This window comes from Psychrobacter sp. AH5, assembly GCF_040371085.1.
Classification (GTDB): Bacteria; Pseudomonadota; Gammaproteobacteria; order Pseudomonadales; family Moraxellaceae; genus Psychrobacter.
In genome coordinates, this window is sequence record NZ_JAMBMT010000001.1 from 1 (window position 1) to 19,339 (window position 19,339).

Sequence of the window (19,339 nt, forward strand, 5' to 3'; positions counted from 1 at the left end):
CGAAAGCGCGTATAATGCCACCCAGTCGAGAGGGAAGGCGGATTGGAAAAGTGGTTTACCACTTACTATTTAATAGCATAGCTATTATCCAACCAGCCGTTAGCGAGAAGTTCAAATCTACATTAGATAAAAACTTTAAACTAAATTAAAATACTTCTTGACTTACTAAATAAAGCGTCTATAATACGCACCTCATTAAGGGACAGGACGAGATAAAGACTAATTAATTTAGTCAAATCAACTTCTTAACTTAAGATACAAATTATAAAGATTTAAAATAAAAGCTTGACAGACACATCGAATATGATATGATAGTCAGCTCGCTAATAACAATAAGCAAATAGCTTAATTATTAGCACTATAACTCTTTAACTGGACGACAGTAAAGAGACACTATTTAAAAGCATAACTAAAGAACAACTTGTGTGGATTTTTGCTGAGCAAGAATGCTAAAAATAAAGTTGGTTTGAACTTCTTTTCGGAGTTTATTTTAACTATAAAAATTATCATTTAAGACAGCAGAAAAACTCAAAGTTAATTCATTACGAACATAATTTTAAAGCGATTTTGCCAGATTAAATGAGCCAAGATTCGTAATCCATCTTACTATTTATAGTGAAGGGTTACATGCAGATTAAACTGAAGAGTTTGATCATGGCTCAGATTGAACGCTGGCGGCAGGCTTAACACATGCAAGTCGAGCGGTAACATTGGGAGCTTGCTCCCAGATGACGAGCGGCGGACGGGTGAGTAATACTTAGGAATCTACCTAGTAGTGGGGGATAGCACGGGGAAACTCGTATTAATACCGCATACGACCTACGGGAGAAAGGGGGCAACTTGTTGCTCTCGCTATTAGATGAGCCTAAGTCGGATTAGCTAGATGGTGGGGTAAAGGCCTACCATGGCGACGATCTGTAGCTGGTCTGAGAGGATGATCAGCCACACCGGGACTGAGACACGGCCCGGACTCCTACGGGAGGCAGCAGTGGGGAATATTGGACAATGGGGGCAACCCTGATCCAGCCATGCCGCGTGTGTGAAGAAGGCCTTTTGGTTGTAAAGCACTTTAAGCAGTGAAGAAGACTCTTCGGTTAATACCCGGAGACGATGACATTAGCTGCAGAATAAGCACCGGCTAACTCTGTGCCAGCAGCCGCGGTAATACAGAGGGTGCAAGCGTTAATCGGAATTACTGGGCGTAAAGCGAGCGTAGGTGGCTTGATAAGTCAGATGTGAAATCCCCGGGCTTAACCTGGGAACTGCATCTGATACTGTTAGGCTAGAATAGGTGAGAGGAAGGTAGAATTCCAGGTGTAGCGGTGAAATGCGTAGAGATCTGGAGGAATACCGATGGCGAAGGCAGCCTTCTGGCATCATATTGACACTGAGGTTCGAAAGCGTGGGTAGCAAACAGGATTAGATACCCTGGTAGTCCACGCCGTAAACGATGTCTACTAGTCGTTGGGTCCCTTGAGGACTTAGTGACGCAGCTAACGCAATAAGTAGACCGCCTGGGGAGTACGGCCGCAAGGTTAAAACTCAAATGAATTGACGGGGGCCCGCACAAGCGGTGGAGCATGTGGTTTAATTCGATGCAACGCGAAGAACCTTACCTGGTCTTGACATATCTAGAATCCTGCAGAGATGCGGGAGTGCCTTCGGGAATTAGAATACAGGTGCTGCATGGCTGTCGTCAGCTCGTGTCGTGAGATGTTGGGTTAAGTCCCGCAACGAGCGCAACCCTTGTCCTTAGTTACCAGCGGGTTAAGCCGGGAACTCTAAGGATACTGCCAGTGACAAACTGGAGGAAGGCGGGGACGACGTCAAGTCATCATGGCCCTTACGACCAGGGCTACACACGTGCTACAATGGTAGGTACAGAGGGCAGCTACACAGCGATGTGATGCAAATCTCTTAAAGCCTATCGTAGTCCAGATTGGAGTCTGCAACTCGACTCCATGAAGTAGGAATCGCTAGTAATCGCGGATCAGAATGCCGCGGTGAATACGTTCCCGGGCCTTGTACACACCGCCCGTCACACCATGGGAGTTGATTGCACCAGAAGTGGATAGCCGAACCTTTTAGGACGGCGTTCACCACGGTGTGGTTGATGACTGGGGTGAAGTCGTAACAAGGTAGCCGTAGGGGAACCTGCGGCTGGATCACCTCCTTATAGACGGCATTCACTTGGCAAGAATTCACAACAAGTTGTTCTTTAGTTTAAGCTAGTTTATTAGCTAGAGGTATATGCCTCGTACAGGCCTGTAGCTCAGCTGGTTAGAGCACCGTGTTGATAACGCGGGGGTCGGCAGTTCAAGTCTGCCCAGGCCTACCATTATTTAGGGGCCATAGCTCAGTTGGTAGAGCGCCTGCCTTGCACGCAGGAGGTCAACGGTTCGACTCCGTTTGGCTCCACCATTAATAAACAAGCGCGATTAAATAGAATATTTAGAATAGCATAAACAGAAACAAGTGATTATCAAATGATTACTTCTTTCTGTTTTATACAGAACCTAATACCTGACGAAGGATTAGGAACTATTTAAAAACATAGATATGAGTCTGGGTTAAGAAGAGCGTGTTCACGCGCACTTCTTAACCTTAATAATCAGCTCTTTAACGACATTGTTGTTATCCCAAGAGTTGGTTATTAAAAAAGTAAAGAGAACTGAATCAAGCGTAAACATAGGTGATATCGTTATAATTGCGAAACTAATAGACCCTTTGGGGTTGTATGGTCAAGTAATTAAGCGCACATGGTGGATGCCTTGGCAGTCAGAGGCGATGAAAGACGTGACAGCCTGCGATAAGCTTCGGGGAGGCGGCAATATCCTGTGATCCGGAGATTTCTGAATGGGGAAACCCACTTAGCATAAGCTAGGTATCTTGTACTTGTACAAGAGGCGAACGAGGGGAAGTGAAACATCTCAGTACCCTTAGGAAAAGACATCAAATGAGATTCCCCAAGTAGCGGCGAGCGAACGGGGAGAAGCCGATTGATATTAGAATAGAAGAACAGCGTGGGAAAGCTGACCGTAGTAGGTGATAGTCCTGTATTTTAAATTCTAGTATCAACATATTAAGTAGAGCGGGACACGAGAAATCCTGTTTGAAGATGGGGGGACCATCCTCCAAGGCTAAATACTCCTGACTGACCGATAGTGAACCAGTACCGTGAGGGAAAGGCGAAAAGAACCCCTGTGAGGGGAGTGAAATAGAACCTGAAACCGTGTGCGTACAAGCAGTGGGAGCCACCTTGCGTGGTGACCGCGTACCTTTTGTATAATGGGTCAGCGACTTATATTCTGTAGCAAGGTTAACCGTTAGGGGAGCCGTAGGGAAACCGAGTCTTAATAGGGCGATGAGTTGCAGGGTATAGACCCGAAACCGAGTGATCTATCCATGAGCAGGTTGAAAGTGCCGTAACAGGCACCGGAGGACCGAACCCACTGTCGTTGAAAAGCCAGGGGATGACTTGTGGATAGGGGTGAAAGGCTAATCAAACTCGGTGATAGCTGGTTCTCCCCGAAAGCTATTTAGGTAGCGCCTCGGACGAACACCATTGGGGGTAGAGCACTGTTTCGGCTAGGGGGTCATACCGACTTACCAAACCGATGCAAACTCCGAATACCGATGAGTGATATCCGGGAGACACACAGTGGGTGCTAACGTCCATTGTGGAGAGGGAAACAACCCAGACCGCCAGCTAAGGCCCCAAATTCCTAGTTAAGTGGGAAACGAGGTGGGAAGGCATAGACAGCTAGGAGGTTGGCTTAGAAGCAGCCATCCTTTAAAGAAAGCGTAATAGCTCACTAGTCGAGTCGGCCCGCGCGGAAGATGTAACGGGGCTCAAACTAGGAGCCGAAGCTGCGGATTTGAATTTGTTTTCAAGTGGTAGGGGAGCGTTGTGTAAGCCTGTGAAGGTGCATTGTAAAGTGTGCTGGAGGTATCACAAGAGCGAATGCTGACGTGAGTAACGATAATGCGAGTGAAAAGCTCGCACGCCGGAAGATCAAGGGTTCCAGTCCAACGTTAATCGGGGCTGGGTGAGTCGACCCCTAAGGCGAGGCCGAAAGGCGTAGTCGATGGGAAATCGGTTAATATTCCGATACTTGTTTATGATGCGATGGAGGGACGGAGAAGGTTATGTCAGCCTGGCGTTGGTTGTCCAGGTGAAAGGATGTAGGCTTGCAGCTTAGGTAAATCCGGGCTGCTATATGGTCGAGATCTGATAGCAAGCCCTACTTGTAGGGTGAAGTGGCAAATACCATGCTTCCAGGAAAAGCTTCTAAGCGATAGTCATAAACGAATCGTACCCTAAACCGACACAGGTGATCAGGTAGAGAATACCAAGGCGCTTGAGAGAACTCTGCTGAAGGAACTAGGCAAAATGGTACCGTAACTTCGGGAGAAGGTACGCTGTTGATGGTGATAGGACTTGCTCCTTGAGCTGTTGACAGTCGCAGATACCAGGCTGCTGCAACTGTTTATTAAAAACACAGCACTCTGCAAACACGAAAGTGGACGTATAGGGTGTGATGTCTGCCCGGTGCTGGAAGGTTAATTGATGGGGTTAGCGTATGCGAAGCTCTTGATCGAAGCCCCAGTAAACGGCGGCCGTAACTATAACGGTCCTAAGGTAGCGAAATTCCTTGTCGGGTAAGTTCCGACCTGCACGAATGACATAATGATGGCAGCGCTGTCTCCAGCAGAGACTCAGTGAAATCGAAATCGCAGTGAAGATGCTGTGTACCCGCGGCTAGACGGAAAGACCCCGTGAACCTTTACTACAGCTTTACATTGAACTTTGACCTGACTTGTGCAGGATAGGTGGGAGGCTTTGAAGCCGAGACGCTAGTCTTGGTGGAGCCAATCTTGAAATACCACCCTGGTCATGTTGGGGTTCTAACTCAGGTATAACAATACCGAGGACAATGTATGGTGGGTAGTTTGACTGGGGCGGTCTCCTCCTAAAGAGTAACGGAGGAGTACGAAGGTGCGCTCAGACCGGTCGGAAATCGGTCGTAGAGTATAAAGGCAAAAGCGCGCTTAACTGCGAGACCCACAAGTCGAGCAGGTACGAAAGTAGGTCTTAGTGATCCGGTGGTTCTGTATGGAAGGGCCATCGCTCAACGGATAAAAGGTACTCTGGGGATAACAGGCTGATACCGCCCAAGAGTTCATATCGACGGCGGTGTTTGGCACCTCGATGTCGGCTCATCTCATCCTAGGGCTGAAGCAGGTCCTAAGGGTATGGCTGTTCGCCATTTAAAGAGGTACGCGAGCTGGGTTTAGAACGTCGTGAGACAGTTCGGTCCCTATCTACCGTGGGCGTTGGAAATTTGAGAGGAGCTGCTCCTAGTACGAGAGGACCAGAGTGGACGAACCACTGGTGTTCGGGTTGTCATGCCAATGGCATTGCCCGGTAGCTACGTTCGGATGGGATAACCGCTGAAAGCATCTAAGCGGGAAGCCCACCTCAAGATAAGATTTCCCTAAAGAGCCGTTCAAGACTAGGACGTTGATAGGCAGGGTGTGGAAGCACAGCGATGTGTGTAGCTAACCTGTACTAATTGCTCGTTTGGCTTGACCATACAACACCCAAGTGGTTTGTATCCAAGCATTATATCGATATCACCTTTATCCTTGATTCAGTTAGGATAAGTGATACTTAAGTCATTAAGTAAAACATCAGACTCATATCTAACCCCCTTTGCTGACGACAATAGCACGATGGTACCACCTGATCCCTTCCCGAACTCAGAAGTGAAACATCGTTGCGCCAATGGTAGTGTGGCTCCGGCCATGTGAGAGTAGGTCATCGTCAGCTCCCTTTTCTAAAAACCCCCAACATTAAGTTGTTGGGGGTTTTTTTATGGCTGAGGAGTTAGAGGTTAGAAAGATTATTTAATAGTTTTGGACATTACGTTATATAGATATGTTATACAGCGCATAGTGCAATCTAAAGCTCTAAATTATCGAGATAAAATATCAAAACTAAATATAATAAGTTAAAATTACTCATTTAGAGAAGGTGTATTGGTAGATGAAAAATAACAATACAATGTGGGTTCCTGTGTTAGGACTAGTACTAATTACGATTGTAACTTCTGTATATATTTACTTTTTCGGTAGTAATATCTCTTTAAAACATACTTCTTGGGCTGAATTTGGCTCTTTTTTTGGTGGAGTTCTAAGCCCACTTATAGCTTTGCTTGCTATTATAATGTTATATAAGACTTTAACTTCTCAAATGCTGGAGTTTAAAGAATCAGTTACTCACTTAGCGAGTACAGCACAAATTGCTGCTGACGATTTAGAATTGACGAGACAGCAAACTCAAGATAATGAAACATTATCAGTTCTTGCGAATGCGGAAGTTCAAATTTCATTCTTATTAGATTGTGTTATTTCTGAAGAAGGAACACAGCCTATATTGAAAATATTTCATATGTGTATTGAAAGCGCTCGATTAGATAATCCCTTGAGTTGGAGTGATAGCTATGTAGAGTTTGTAGATACTGCACAACAAGAGGGTTCAGTGGTTTGGTCATATGTCTATTCTTTGAACGAAGTTACAGAAAGTATGGTAGAAATACTTCAGGATTATAGTAGCAATCATTCAGGTAAGTTCTCGCCAACGATTTTATATTACCATGGTAGGCTATTACCTATAATAAAACTGCTAAAAGACTGTAAGTTTATAACGAATGAGCGCAGAAAGCAGATCATACAGATAGTAGATATGCATAAATAAACTATGCAGTATGAATATTCTACATATAATTTAAAACAACCATCAAGTCTAAAAAAAAGGCTGAAAATCAAACCCCAACTGTTCATTCTTACGCTGCTCGGTCATGACTCCATGCCATAGCTGACGCTCATGATGTTTTTGCAAACAACCAAATCAAAAATCTCTTCCACAAAAAAAGCCCATATTAACAAATAATACGGGCTTTGACATTTAATAGAGTAGTTAACAAACTAGGCTAATCATTAAGCCCCTTCACCAAATTTACCATTTTGGAAGTCAGTGACGGCTTGCATGATTTCTTGCTGACTGTTCATCACAAATGGACCGTACTGAACAACCGGCTCACGTAGTGGTCGACCAGTGATTAAGATCACTTTGGTATCCTCACTACTATCGGCGGTAATTGTAACGCCATCAGCGCTATCGTTGTTTTCAAGAATAGCCATGGTCTTAGTCGGCACTTCCCGACCTTCAATATCTACTTTACCGCGATACACAAAGGCAAACGCATTGTGATCGGCTGGAATGGCTTGGCTAAATCTCGTTCCTGCTGGTAGATGGATATCCAAGTAAGTCGGCTCAGTGATATCGCGAGTGACTGCACCTTCTACTCCGTGCGATGTACCCGCAATTACCGTAACATCTACACCCTCTTCTGTAGTATATTTAGGCAAATCGTCGTTTTGGAAGTCTTTATACCAAGGGTCATTCATCTTGTCTTTGGCAGGTAAATTAAGCCAAAGCTGGAAGCCTTCCATTGCGCCGTCTTCTTGTTCAGGTAGCTCTGAATGAATGACACCACTAGCCGCCGTCATCCACTGTACGCCGCCGTTCTGTAGTAGCCCTTCGTTACCCGCGCTATCACGGTGGCGCATACGACCAGTAATCATATAGGTAACAGTTTCAAAGCCGCGATGCGGATGGTTTGGGAAACCGGCGACATAGTCGTCTGGATTATCGCTTTTAAAGTTATCCAACATCAGATACGGGTCAAGACGCTGTTGCAATTGCTGCGTGAGTACGCGAGTCAGCTTAACGCCCGCGCCGTCTTGGGTATCTACCCCAGCATAAAGCTCTTGCACTTGACGAGATTGGGTCACGGTATCTTGTACGCTATTTGCTTTTACGTTATTCATTATTCTCTCCTGCTTATAATAACCATTGATAATCATTGAGTTTTATCAATCTTCAGTTATCTATTTTGAGGGTAAAGGGATAAAATTCAATAGTATTATGTAGAATTATTATATTAGTATTACCAATTATTAAGAAATATTTAACTTTATACTAATGCAACCGAAGAGTTTTATAAACGATATTCAATAATAAAAATCTTACTTACCCACTCAGGTTAAGTTGCTAAACTACCTGCCATTAGCGTATAACTCATACCTGTAAAAGAGAGTGGAAAATATGGCAGTCGATTTTACTAATACATTGATAGTGGCTATATCAGCAACGGCTTTATTTGATTTATCTGAATCCGAAAACCACTTGCTCGATTTGCTCAAACAGCGTCCTGATAAGGCTATAAAGGAATTTCGTGACTATATGGCTGAGCGCGAAGATGATCCGTTAACTATGGGTGCCGGCTATCCGCTCATTCAAGCTTTACTCAATCTCAACAACTATTGTCAAAGCTGTAGCGACTCAGAGTCAGCTATACAAATGCCTTTAGTAGAAGTGGTTATTGTCTCAAAAAGTAGTCCTGATACTGGCATTCAAGTGCTAAACGCTATACGTGCTCATGGACTTAATATCTCACGCTCCGCCTTTATCTCTGGTAGTGCTGTAGCACCTTATATCAAAGATTTCAAAGTGGATCTTTTTTTGACCACCAATCGCGATGATGCCCAGCAAGTAGCGGATGCTAATATTTGCGCTTGTGCCATATTGGATGCGACACCCGTGAATACTTATGAGCTCGATACCGATCAACTGCGCATCGCTTTTGATGGTGACGCGGTATTGTTTGATGACTCTGGTGAGTTATTATACAAACAAAAAGGCTTACAAGCTTTTCATGATCGTGAAGCTAAAATGCGTGATTTACCTATAGAAAAAGGCCCTTATGCTGAGCTGTTGATCAAATTATCTAAACTACAAGAAAGACTGCCCGCCAGAACACAACATTGTCCGATAAAAATCGCTTTGGTGACCGCACGCAATGCGCCAGCTGACTTGCGGGCTATCAAGACCTTACGCACTTGGGGCGTCGATGTCGATATGGCGTTTTTTTTGGGAGGGTTAGATAAAACAGCAGTGCTTAAGAGTTTTGCGCCGCATATCTTTTTTGATGACTCTATCAAGCATATAGATGCCGCTCGTAACTTTATGCCCACAGCCTTAGTGCCTTATCATTCCACTTCGCTATTGCATGATAGCTATACAAGTTCTACTATCGAAGCTTCAAAGCTCACTTTTGTACCTGCTTCTCAGTCAATATTTTCATTAACGCTTTGATACACTAAATAAACCACAAGAGTAGAATTCATAAAGACCACGAGGCGGCGAATGAGTTGGCAATCTATACTCTCTTTAGTTTTGATACGCTTAAAACAGGTCATAGGTTTATACGCATTCGTATTGATACCTATGTGGGGCATGTTTTTCATTAATAATATATTCATGTTTGGTCTATGGAATATTTTTGGTATTGCACCGCGCACTATCGATTTGCGTAGCTTTGTTGGCGTTTTTGCCTCTTGGACGATGCATGGCAATATCTCACACCTTATAGGCAATACCTTAATACTTTTACAAATACTGTTTTTATTAGGCTTATTTGAGAGTAATGCTTATCGCACTATTTTGAAGCTTATAGTGGCATCAGGCTTTATGACTTGGCTGATCGGCTCGCCATTATCGATACATATTGGCGCCTCAGGCCTATGTTTTGCGATGCTTGGGTTTATGATAGGCGGGGCAGTATTTGCAAGGCGTTGGGGATATCTGATAGCTTGCATTATTATGGGAGCAGGGTTTTGGTTGACCATCAAGCAAGGACTTATGCCTCAGCAAGGTATCTCCTTTGCAGCGCACTTTGGAGGTCTGTGCGCCGGTTTATTGTTAGGGGCTATCTCTAAGCATGAGTATAAAATGGTCGCTAAGCCTTATTAACACACACATTGATATACAACGGATCGTCTTTACTTAGGGGACGCCATGCTGTGGTCTGCTTAACATGCTCATCAATTGTCAGCTCACTATCTTTTTCTTGTAAGACATAATCTGCACGTGCAGGAGCCTTACAGTCGATTACTTGTGGTATCTGCTGCACACTTAAACGTCTCTCAAAGAGATATAAGTTAACCAGATATATATCTGGATCATTGGTATTGGCACGCGCTTGTCCGGTATCTGCAGCGATAAATCTAAAGATTTGCGGTTTAATATAAGACCAAGGCCGAAACCAAGTACTGCTCTTGGCAACCTTAACTACCGTCACTCCTGCTGGTAATTGAGCCACTTGTTGGCCATACCATTTATATTCTTGGTTTATTTGAAAGCCAAAAATACCGATAGCGGCAAATAAAGGGATTAACCATTTAGGAGCGCGTCTACCCGTTAGCTTAGTAAGGTGAGTTATGACTAAGGCCACTCCAGCTAAACCAAATCCTGCAGCCATGGTAGCGATAAACTCAAAAAGCATAAAAGTTGTCCTTAACGCTCAAAGTGCGTTTTTTGATAGTGTGTCATAAAGGTTATCTATCACAATAGCATGATAAAAAAATCACTCACAAGCAGTTACTGCCTGTGAGTGATAGATGAAATAACAATACACTTAAGCTTATTAACTTATAGCTTAGTGGTCAATAGCACCGCCAGCTCCACGTGGAGAACGTACACTTTCAACCAATTCTTGAATATGTACTGGTGGAGGCGCAGTAGCGTAAGAAACCGCAAATGCTACGATAAAGTTAAGTAGGGCACCAACTGCACCAAACGATAGTGGCGAGATACCAAATAGCCAGTACTCTTCAGTATCAGGGAAGTTAGCTGTACCACTGATAAAGAACCAACCTTTGAATACAAAGATATAGACTAGAATAGTGATCAGACCCGTTAACATACCAGCGATAGCGCCTAAGTTGTTAATACGCTTAGAGAAGATACCCATCATCAGTACTGGGAACAACGAAGCTCCTGCAATACCAAAGGCGAGTGCTACCACCTGCGCGGCAAACCCTGGTGGGTTAATACCTAAGTACGTAGCGACAACAATAGCGATACCCATAGTGATACGAGCATATTTCAACTCTTGCTTATCGGTAATGTTCGGGTTTAGGTTACGCTTGATCAAGTCATGACTAATCGCTGATGAGATAGCAAGGAGTAGACCGGCAGCTGTTGATAGGGCGGCAGCTAGACCACCTGCAGCGATAAGACCAATAACCCATGGTGGAAGCTGTGCAATCTCTGGGTTTGCCAGTACCATGATATCAGCGTTTACATCAAGCTCATTACCAGCCCAACCGCGAGCGGCGAGTTCACCATCTAATACTTCACTGTTTTTGACACGAGCTTCATCAACAGCAGCAGTTGCAGCAGCAACATCACCATCATCAGCGGTAGCAGTCGCTAGAGCCGCTTCAGCAGCACCAAGACCACCATCGTTATAGAACTGAATACGACCATCATTATTTAAATCATTGTACTTAATAAGACCGGTATCTTCCCACGTTCTCATCCAGTCTGGACGTTGATCGTAGTTAATCGGCTCCGCTTCAACACCTTGTGGATAAACCGTATCGATCAGGTTTAAACGTGCCATAGCGCCTACTGCTGGAGCGGTAAAGTACAATAGCGAGATAAATACTAAGGTCCAACCAGCCGTCCAGCGCGCATCAGCCACTTTAGGAACCGTGAAGAAGCGAATGATAACGTGTGGCAGACCTGCTGTACCTATCATTAGCGATAGAGTAAACAGTACCATGTTTAGCTTGTTAGGAATGTCAGCAGTGTAAGAGGCAAAGCCAAGATCAGTAACCACTTGGTTAAGCTTCGTTAAGATTGGCACCCCAGATTCAACATGGTTTGAGAACAAGCCTAAACCTGGAATTGGGTTACCTGTTAATTCAAGTGAGATAAAGACCGCAGGAATAGTATAAGCAATCATCAGAACCACATACTGCGCAACCTGCGTGTAAGTAATCCCTTTCATACCACCTAGTACCGCGTAGAAGAATACGACAACAGCGGCAATGATTAGACCCGTAGTGTTTTCAACTTCTAAGAAGCGTGAAAATGCTACACCAGCACCAGTCATCTGACCGATAACGTAAGTGGTCGAAGCGATAATCAAACACACTACCGCAATCATAGCAGCAGTCTTAGAATAAAAACGGTCACCGATGAAATCAGGGACCGTAAATTTACCAAACTTACGTAGATAAGGCGCTAGCAGCATAGCTAGTAGGACGTAACCACCCGTCCAGCCCATCAGGTAAGTCGATGCACCATAACCACTAGCGGCAATCAAGCCTGCCATAGAGATAAATGACGCCGCACTCATCCAGTCAGCAGCGGTTGCCATACCGTTGACTACCGGGTGGACACCACCACCTGCAACATAGAACTCACTAGTAGAACCTGCACGTGCCCAAATCGCGATACCAAAATAAAGCGCGAAAGAAGCCCCTACGAAAATAATATTAATTACAAATTGACTCATGGGGCTATTCCTCGTCTACGCCATATTGTTTATCTAACTTATTCATACGCCAAGCGTAGAAGAAAATTAAGATGATGAACACTCCGATGGAACCTTGCTGAGCGAACCAGAAGCCTAAGTCGGTACCACCGATTTTGATACCAGCTAATAATGGACGTAAAAGAATAGCGAACCCGTATGAGCATAATGCCCAAATGATTAGGCTGCCTATAATAAGACGGATATTGGCGCTCCAATAACCCGATGGATCGTTGTGGTTCTCCATAGGACAACTCCTTTTGCCTGACATAAATAAATAGTGTTGATCCAATACTAGTAAATAATATTACTTTATCAAATGACCATTGTTTATCAAAACACCTCCAGTAAATACTAAGAAAACTAAGTAAATCCAAAAAGTCATTTTATATCAACGATCTTAAAGCGTTTAGTTGATATCACTAGCAAAAATCCACTAAAAAATTGAACATAATTTGCGCTATGATTATAAAAGCTTACTCTATAACCAGTAGTCCTGATAAGTTTTTAGTGCTAAAGCTTATCAAGAACTCAATTTATGTATAATCGAAAAATTTGTAAGTAAAAGTTTAAAGAAGGGCTTAATAGCCAATATCTCGAATATTTTTACCTAAAAACTCTAAAACTTACTGCTAATTTGTACTTTTTATACACAAAGAGCGTTCACAGTCGTAAACCTATTAGGAATATATACAATATTTAACCAATTAACAATAAATATATTTCAGTTACTTTATGTAAGTTAATATTTAACTAATGTAAACCTTATTCTACCTCAATCAACAAAAGATGTGAGAAGTGACGCCTGATAAGCCAATTTCTCATAAAGCCACGGTATTAACAAGGCTTTATAACTATAGTAAAGATAAAATCTATAATTACTCATTTATTTAATGAATACTTCGCCGTTGATAATAAGCTAAAGTGATAAAACTAGAGTTCTAATTTAGGATAAAAATAGGTAACACAATTACGTTGCCACATTAGGCGAGCAGCTATAAACTGTGTCGATAATTTACCTGAGATCTGTTGAGATTAGATAAAAAATACCTTAAACCTCTCATTGTTACCGCTCAGTGAGACGCTTTCAAAATATGAAAGCTTATATTAATAAACGATAACTAAAGGTCATAACATGGTTGAAGCAATAGCGAATTGGTTCAATGACACCGTAAACTATGGTGTCAGTATAATCTGGGGAAATAATGATTGGTTGATTGCCAATAATCCTTGGTATGGCCTATTGATGTTTGTGCTGATTGGCGCTGGTCTCTACTTTACGTTGGTGACCCGCTTTATGCAGTTTCGACATTTTGGCCATATGTGGAAATTATTATGGGTCTCAAATCAAGGACGTAGAGACGGTGGTATTAGCTCGTTTGAAGCCTTGATGACCTCTCTAGCGGCGCGCGTGGGTACTGGTAACTTAGCTGGGGTAGCGATTGCTGTCTATTTGGGCGGACCTGGCGCAGTCTTTTGGATGTGGATGACGGCGCTAGTGGGTATGTCGACCAGCTTTATTGAGTCAACTTTGGCGCAAGCTTACAAAATACCGCACAATGATAATGTATACCGCGGTGGTCCTGCCTACTATATAGAAAAAGGCTTGGGCCAACGCTGGATGGCAATATTTTTCTCTGTTTGTCTACTAGTAGCTTTTGGTTTAGCTTTTAATGGGGTGCAGTCAAACACTATTGCGCAAGCGACTAATGAAGCTTTTGGTATCCCGACATGGATGACAGGTCTTATCTTAGTCGTCTTGGTAGCGCCAGTAGTATTTGGAGGGCTACGCTCGGTGGCGCGTATCGCTGGTAAAATCGTACCGATAATGGCTATTTTATACATCTTATTAGCCTTATTTATCATTGTGACTAATTTTAGCCAGTTTCCAGCAGCTATAGCTTTGATAGTGAAGTCCGCTTTTGGCTTTGAGCAAGCCGCAGGTGGGGTACTGGGTTATGGTATCGCGCAAGCTATTATTAATGGGGTTAAACGTGGTTTGTTTTCTAACGAAGCGGGTATGGGCTCAGCGCCTAATGCGGCGGCAACCGCGCAAAGTCATCCTGATCATCCAGCGGTACAAGGTTTTATGCAAATGCTAGGGGTATTTATGGATACGCTAGTTATTTGTACTGCGACAGCCTCTATTATTATCTTATCCGGGGTAGTGGATCCTAGCGTCGAACAAGAAGGCATTCAATTAACGCAGCTAGCGCTATCGCAATATGTCGGTGATTGGGGCGTTATCTTTGTAGCTATTGCGATTTTCTTTTTCTCATTTACCTCCATCATTGCCAACTACAGTTATGGCGAATCTAACCTTGAATTTATCTCTGGTAGCAATAATGCCAAAGTCATGATTATGATTTTCCGCTTTATGGTACTGGGCATGGTATTTGTTGGAGCTATCGCCAGCTTACCAGCTATATGGAACTTTGCTGATTTATCGATGGGGCTGATGGCATTGACCAACTTAGTCGCTATCGTTATATTGTCGCCTGTAGCGCTAAGAATCCTACGTGATTATGAGCGGCAAATAAAAGAAGGTAAGTCAGGCGATCAAATCAAATTCAATCCTGATAACTTTGTGAAGTTAAAAGATGAAGCTAATCGTGATGCTTGGTCTGATTAACTTAGATTGATAATATTAAACTTTGCTAAACTAAAAAACCGCCCTTAAAAAATAAGGGCGGTTTTTTGGTTTTTGACTATGGCTTAAAACTACATGTTTGGATAGTTAGGGCCGCCGCCACCTTCTGGCGTTACCCAAGTGATATTTTGTGAAGGATCTTTGATATCGCAAGTCTTACAATGCACACAGTTTTGGGCATTAATGACAAACTTGGCTCCTTCAGCATCTTGAACCACTTCATAAACCCCAGCTGGGCAGTATAAACGCGCAGGCTCGGCATATAACGGTAAGTTAATCGAGATTGGCACAGTAGGATCAGTAAGCTTTAAATGTACGGGTTGATCTTCGGCGTGGTTGGTATTGGAGATAAAAACCGATGATAATTTATCAAAAATCAGCTTACCATCAGGCTTAGGATAAGTAGGCTGATAGGCATGAACGGCTCGCTCAAGCTGACTATAATCATGAGTATTATCACGAATAGTCAATGGCATCTTACCGCCAAGCAAGTTTTGATCGATAAAGTTGAACGCGCCGCCCATCCATTGACCCATACGGTGCATGGCAGGTGAGAAGTTACGTGCCTCATAGTTATCTTGATATAACCATGACTCTTCATACATAGTGGTATAAGCCACTACTTCATCATGTTGACGCCCTGCTTGTATAGCCTCAAACACCGCCTCAGCCGCTAGCATACCGGACTTCATTGAAGTATGTGTGCCTTTGATTTTGGCCGGATTTAAGAAACCAGCATCATCACCCGCCAACACCCCACCTGGGAAAGTGAGCTTAGGTAGTGAGTTGAGACCGCCTTTAGTTAAGGCGCGTGCTCCATAAGAGAGACGCTCGCCGCCTTCCAAAATATTACGAATAAGCGGATGTAGCTTTAGGCGCTGCATCTCATCAAAGGGTGACATATAAGGATTTGAGTAGGACAAATCGATAACCATACCAAAGCTGACTTGATTGTTTTCAGCAAAGTATAGCCACCAGCCACCCGAAGATCCTGTATCCGTCAACGGCCAACCAGAACCGTGCATGACCACGCCTTCTTCGTGTTTGGCTGGATCAATATCCCAAAGCTCTTTTAGACCAATTCCATAGTGCTGTGGATCAGAATCATTATCCAAACCAAAACGGCTAATCAGGCGCTTGCCTAAATGTCCGCGTGATCCTTCAGCAAAAATAGTGTATTTGGCTAGTAGTTCATAGCCCGGCTCAAAGCTAGGCTTCTCACTACCATCAGCAGCAACGCCCATATCGCCAGTCAAAATACCCTTGACCGAACCATCGTCATTATAAAGAATATCCGCTGCTGGGAAGCCTGGGAACATCATCACTTCAAGCTCTTCTGCTTGCTCAGCGAGCCAGCGTACCACGTTAGCCAATGACACAATGTAATTGCCATCATTGTGCATTAAAGAGGGCACGACAGAATCGATAAGTTTAGTGGCTTTGGTTGCAGAGCCTAGCATATACAAGCGATCTTCAATCGCTGGCACGTTCAGAGGCGCGCCTTTCTCTTTCCAGTCAGGAATAAGCTCATCTAAAGCACGCGGCTCCATGACCGCGCCAGATAAAATATGGGCACCAAACTCAGAGCCTTTTTCGACCACACAAACCATGAATTCATCGTTGCCTGCAGCAATAGCTTGTTGACGCAGACGAATAGCTGCAGAAAGACCAGCAGGACCGCCGCCAACGACGATAACGTCAAACTCCATAGATTCGCGCTCAACTTCAGGCTCGATCTCTTCGATAGGCTCAGCAGCTACAGGCTCTGCTACTTTTTCTGTCACAGGTTCAATGCTCGCTTCTTCAGCAGTTGCCTCTTCAACGACAGCGGTATTAGCAACCGGTTCTGCTACAATTGCTTCTTTAACAGCCGCTTTATCTTCAACCACTGGCTCAGTAATATCTTGTTCGACCACTACTTTATCAGCTACCGGCTCTTCAGCAGTCACTTGTGTCATCGCTACTTCTTCATCTATTGCACTAGCCTCAGACTCAGCTATTACCTCATTAGTATCCACAGTCTCTGCATCCACGACTGGCGTTTGCTTATCTTGTTCTTGCATACCTACTCCTAAATTCTTAGTGGCTTATCTTTGGACATTATTAGCATTACAATCAAATAAGGCTTGCGCTACTGATAGCCGAAGATATATGGCTGCCCGATAAAACTGTCTTTGCGGTATCAATGCTGAGCTCTTAGACTTATGGTTAATTAAGAGAAACATTGAAAAAATACTCACGCGACTGTTTCAATAAAAAATCGTTACTCATTATAAAAGAAAAACATTACAAACACGATACGCATTTGTGGGCATCAGTGTTAAGGTAAAGTTATAAATATTAAAGCTGATGGATGATAACAATTTATCACATTTAAAACTAAATTTAATGACTGTATTGTATATAACAAACTTTAACTAATAATAAATCAATCATTAGGACAATGCCTCATGGATAATAATCATAAAGCTGACGATAAAAACAGTATAAATAGCGCTGAAGTCACGGCAGATATACCGAATGACCTAAAAGATATGGAGGCACTTAGCCACTATATAAAGTCAGTAGCAGGCGTTCGACAAGCTCGTAGTATTCCTCCATTAGACCAATGGCAGCCAGAACAGACCATAGATATGGACCTTGTCATAAAAGCCAATGGTGAATGGTGGCATGAGGGTACTCATATGACGCGTGAGTCATTAGTCAGTTTATTTGCTACTATTTTATGGAAAGAAGAAATAAACGGTAAGGTTGAGTACTTCCTAAAAACACCGGTACAAAAATTGCGTATTAAAGTTGAAGATGCGCCGCTACTGATTAATGATGTTGGTATTGTCACTGAAGATGCGGTTAGTTGGCTTGAATTTAGTACCTCAACAGGGGATATAGTCCGTTTAGATCAGCAGCATCAATTAGAACTGCGTCCCTTTTATACCAATGATACAACAGAGTCTAGTGCTACTCCGCAAGTACGTCCCTATATGCTAGTGCGTAATGGACTAGAGGCCTTGGTAGGACGCAATACTTTTTATCATTTGACTCAAATCGGCAAATTAACCGCAGAGCAGGGAGTGACTACCTTGACCTTACATAGTGGTGGTCAAGACTATGAGCTTTTTATGCCTGATGAGGGATAGCTTACTATATTATTTGCAATAAAAGTCAGCTCATCGTCTACTAACTATATTTTGTCGACAGCTAGTTTACAAAACGATAGTCTACTATATAATCCTCACTATAAACTAGTCGTGATGAGCGTTGCTCTTAATTCTTATAGCTATTAGCGGTTAGGATGATAGATAATAGTTTATTTTCAAAAAGCCGCTACTATCTATCAAACTATTTTTTATAAAAATAATATGTCCAAAATCAGTGAGCAACAATTAGCAGAAAATCTGCAAGCTTCTAATAACGTAATGGCTAGTGCCCCGATAGGAATATTTGATTCGGGGATAGGTGGGCTATCGGTTTATCGGCACTTAGCTCAGCAATTGCCCGCTGAACGTTATGTTTATTATGCCGATACTTTGCATGTTCCTTATGGTAATCGCGACAGTCGAGAGATAGAGACACTTACTCTAAACGCAGTTGAGTGGTTATATCAGCAAGGCTGCAAGCTCATCGTCATTGCTTGTAACAGCGCCTCAGCCCATGCGCTGAGCTTAGCGCGCGTGCGCTATCCCCAGATACCAATAGTAGGGTTGGTACCAGCGCTCAAGCCTGCAGTATTAGCTAGCCGTAGTAGGCATGTGGCAGTACTAGCTACCAAAGCCACTCTTGAAGGGGCGCTACTTAATCAAGTTATCACCGATATAGCTGCGCCTAATAATACTACTGTAAGTAAGTATTTTGATCCACAGCTGGTGCCTTGGGTGGAAGCTGGCATGCCTAGTAATGCTCAAACTGCGAGTCATTTGCGTCAACGCCTACTACATCTAGCAGCAGAGGGGATTGATTATTTAGTGCTTGGCTGTACTCATTATCCTTTTTTTAAAGAGTTTTTATTGCAAGAGATTGAACAGCAACAGCTGGCTATAACGGTGGTAGACTCAGGACAAGCTATAGCTGCTAGGGTGCAGTCCTTGCTGATAGATAATAAAATGCTGGCTTTGTTAGATGCTGATAATGAAAGCTATCCCTTACGATTTTATGCTAGCAAATATGATGACAAATTGGCTCAATTGGTCGAGCGTCTGCTTGGCCAAAAGGTAGATATTCACTATCTTACTTAAAGCTA

The 19,339-nt window shown here is 43.3% G+C and carries 11 protein-coding genes, 2 tRNA genes and 3 rRNA genes; 11 read left to right on the forward strand and 5 right to left on the reverse strand.

Annotation, left to right across the window (positions count from 1 at the left end; translation table 11 throughout):
* The first annotated feature begins 636 nt into the window (after positions 1-636).
* From M0N77_RS00005 to M0N77_RS00030, 6 genes are all read left to right on the forward strand, one after another.
* Positions 637-2,176, forward strand: a 16S ribosomal RNA gene (locus M0N77_RS00005).
* An 85-nt stretch (positions 2,177-2,261) separates the two neighbouring features.
* A tRNA-Ile gene (locus tag M0N77_RS00010) sits at positions 2,262-2,338 on the forward strand.
* Positions 2,339-2,345: 7 nt separating this feature from the next.
* Positions 2,346-2,421, forward strand: a tRNA-Ala gene (locus M0N77_RS00015).
* 318 nt (positions 2,422-2,739) lie between these two features.
* Positions 2,740-5,597 (forward strand): 23S ribosomal RNA (locus M0N77_RS00020).
* A gap of 121 nt (positions 5,598-5,718) precedes the next feature.
* Positions 5,719-5,833: ribosomal RNA gene (gene rrf, locus M0N77_RS00025) — 5S ribosomal RNA — on the forward strand.
* The 16S, 23S and 5S rRNA genes sit together here with 2 tRNA genes alongside, the layout of an rRNA operon.
* Positions 5,834-6,049: 216 nt before the next feature.
* The gene (locus M0N77_RS00030; protein ID WP_353102382.1) at positions 6,050-6,760 is read left to right on the forward strand and encodes a hypothetical protein; all 711 of its coding nucleotides are present in this window, start codon (positions 6,050-6,052) and stop codon (positions 6,758-6,760) included.
* Positions 6,761-7,002: 242 nt separating this feature from the next.
* On the opposite strand, the gene M0N77_RS00035 is transcribed toward M0N77_RS00030, so the two are convergent.
* Positions 7,003-7,896 (reverse strand): pirin family protein, encoded by an 894-nt coding sequence (locus tag M0N77_RS00035; protein ID WP_353102384.1) that lies wholly within the window; start codon positions 7,894-7,896, stop codon positions 7,003-7,005.
* A 277-nt stretch (positions 7,897-8,173) separates the two neighbouring features.
* Between M0N77_RS00035 and M0N77_RS00040 the strand changes: the two genes are divergently transcribed.
* Both M0N77_RS00040 and M0N77_RS00045 read left to right on the forward strand, forming a co-directional pair.
* Positions 8,174-9,223: a 5'-nucleotidase gene (locus tag M0N77_RS00040; protein ID WP_353102386.1), complete on the forward strand. Its 1,050-nt coding sequence runs from the start codon at positions 8,174-8,176 to the stop codon at positions 9,221-9,223.
* A gap of 51 nt (positions 9,224-9,274) precedes the next feature.
* A complete protein-coding gene (locus M0N77_RS00045; RefSeq protein ID WP_353102388.1) occupies positions 9,275-9,880 on the forward strand; it encodes a rhomboid family intramembrane serine protease in 606 nt (201 codons plus the stop codon).
* On the opposite strand, the gene M0N77_RS00050 is transcribed toward M0N77_RS00045, so the two are convergent.
* From M0N77_RS00050 to M0N77_RS00060, 3 genes are all read right to left on the reverse strand, one after another.
* Complete coding sequence (locus M0N77_RS00050) at positions 9,867-10,412, reverse strand: hypothetical protein (protein ID WP_353102390.1); 546 nt, start codon at positions 10,410-10,412, stop codon at positions 9,867-9,869. The genes M0N77_RS00045 and M0N77_RS00050 overlap by 14 nt on opposite strands.
* A 153-nt stretch (positions 10,413-10,565) precedes the next feature.
* Positions 10,566-12,434, reverse strand: a complete 1,869-nt coding sequence (locus M0N77_RS00055; RefSeq protein WP_353102392.1) for a sodium:solute symporter family protein — start codon at positions 12,432-12,434, stop codon at positions 10,566-10,568.
* Positions 12,435-12,438: 4 nt separating this feature from the next.
* Positions 12,439-12,699 carry a DUF4212 domain-containing protein gene (locus tag M0N77_RS00060; RefSeq protein ID WP_353102394.1) on the reverse strand — a complete coding sequence of 87 codons (261 nt, stop codon included), beginning with the start codon at positions 12,697-12,699 and terminating at the stop codon, positions 12,439-12,441.
* A gap of 888 nt (positions 12,700-13,587) precedes the next feature.
* Here M0N77_RS00060 and M0N77_RS00065 point away from each other — a divergent pair.
* Positions 13,588-15,084 carry an alanine/glycine:cation symporter family protein gene (locus M0N77_RS00065; protein WP_353102396.1) on the forward strand — a complete coding sequence of 499 codons (1,497 nt, stop codon included), beginning with the start codon at positions 13,588-13,590 and terminating at the stop codon, positions 15,082-15,084.
* Positions 15,085-15,173: 89 nt separating this feature from the next.
* Here the strand turns inward: M0N77_RS00065 and M0N77_RS00070 are convergent, their stop codons facing one another.
* The gene (locus M0N77_RS00070; RefSeq protein WP_353105528.1) at positions 15,174-16,811 is read right to left on the reverse strand and encodes an electron transfer flavoprotein-ubiquinone oxidoreductase; all 1,638 of its coding nucleotides are present in this window, start codon (positions 16,809-16,811) and stop codon (positions 15,174-15,176) included.
* 741 nt (positions 16,812-17,552) lie between these two features.
* Between M0N77_RS00070 and M0N77_RS00075 the strand changes: the two genes are divergently transcribed.
* Together M0N77_RS00075 and murI are read left to right on the forward strand one after the other, a co-directional pair.
* A complete protein-coding gene (locus tag M0N77_RS00075; protein WP_353102398.1) occupies positions 17,553-18,239 on the forward strand; it encodes a DUF1285 domain-containing protein in 687 nt (228 codons plus the stop codon).
* Between the two features lie 222 nt (positions 18,240-18,461).
* Complete coding sequence (murI, locus tag M0N77_RS00080) at positions 18,462-19,334, forward strand: glutamate racemase (RefSeq protein WP_371834177.1); 873 nt, start codon at positions 18,462-18,464, stop codon at positions 19,332-19,334.
* The last annotated feature ends 5 nt before the right edge of the window (positions 19,335-19,339 follow it).

What these genes read in the sequence shown, in the direction of transcription:
- M0N77_RS00050 (WP_353102390.1), bottom strand. Translation starts at nt 10,412, where the DNA reads ATGCTTTTTGAGTTTATCGCTACCATGGCTGCAGGATTTGGTTTAGCT.
- M0N77_RS00055 (WP_353102392.1), bottom strand. Translation starts at nt 12,434, where the DNA reads ATGAGTCAATTTGTAATTAATATTATTTTCGTAGGGGCTTCTTTCGCG.
- M0N77_RS00065 (WP_353102396.1), top strand. Translation starts at nt 13,588, where the DNA reads ATGGTTGAAGCAATAGCGAATTGGTTCAATGACACCGTAAACTATGGT.
- M0N77_RS00060 (WP_353102394.1), bottom strand. Translation starts at nt 12,699, where the DNA reads ATGGAGAACCACAACGATCCATCGGGTTATTGGAGCGCCAATATCCGT.
- M0N77_RS00075 (WP_353102398.1), top strand. Translation starts at nt 17,553, where the DNA reads ATGGATAATAATCATAAAGCTGACGATAAAAACAGTATAAATAGCGCT.
- murI (WP_371834177.1), top strand. Translation starts at nt 18,462, where the DNA reads ATGTCCAAAATCAGTGAGCAACAATTAGCAGAAAATCTGCAAGCTTCT.
- M0N77_RS00070 (WP_353105528.1), bottom strand. Translation starts at nt 16,811, where the DNA reads ATGGAGTTTGACGTTATCGTCGTTGGCGGCGGTCCTGCTGGTCTTTCT.
- M0N77_RS00040 (WP_353102386.1), top strand. Translation starts at nt 8,174, where the DNA reads ATGGCAGTCGATTTTACTAATACATTGATAGTGGCTATATCAGCAACG.
- M0N77_RS00035 (WP_353102384.1), bottom strand. Translation starts at nt 7,896, where the DNA reads ATGAATAACGTAAAAGCAAATAGCGTACAAGATACCGTGACCCAATCT.
- M0N77_RS00030 (WP_353102382.1), top strand. Translation starts at nt 6,050, where the DNA reads ATGAAAAATAACAATACAATGTGGGTTCCTGTGTTAGGACTAGTACTA.
- M0N77_RS00045 (WP_353102388.1), top strand. Translation starts at nt 9,275, where the DNA reads ATGAGTTGGCAATCTATACTCTCTTTAGTTTTGATACGCTTAAAACAG.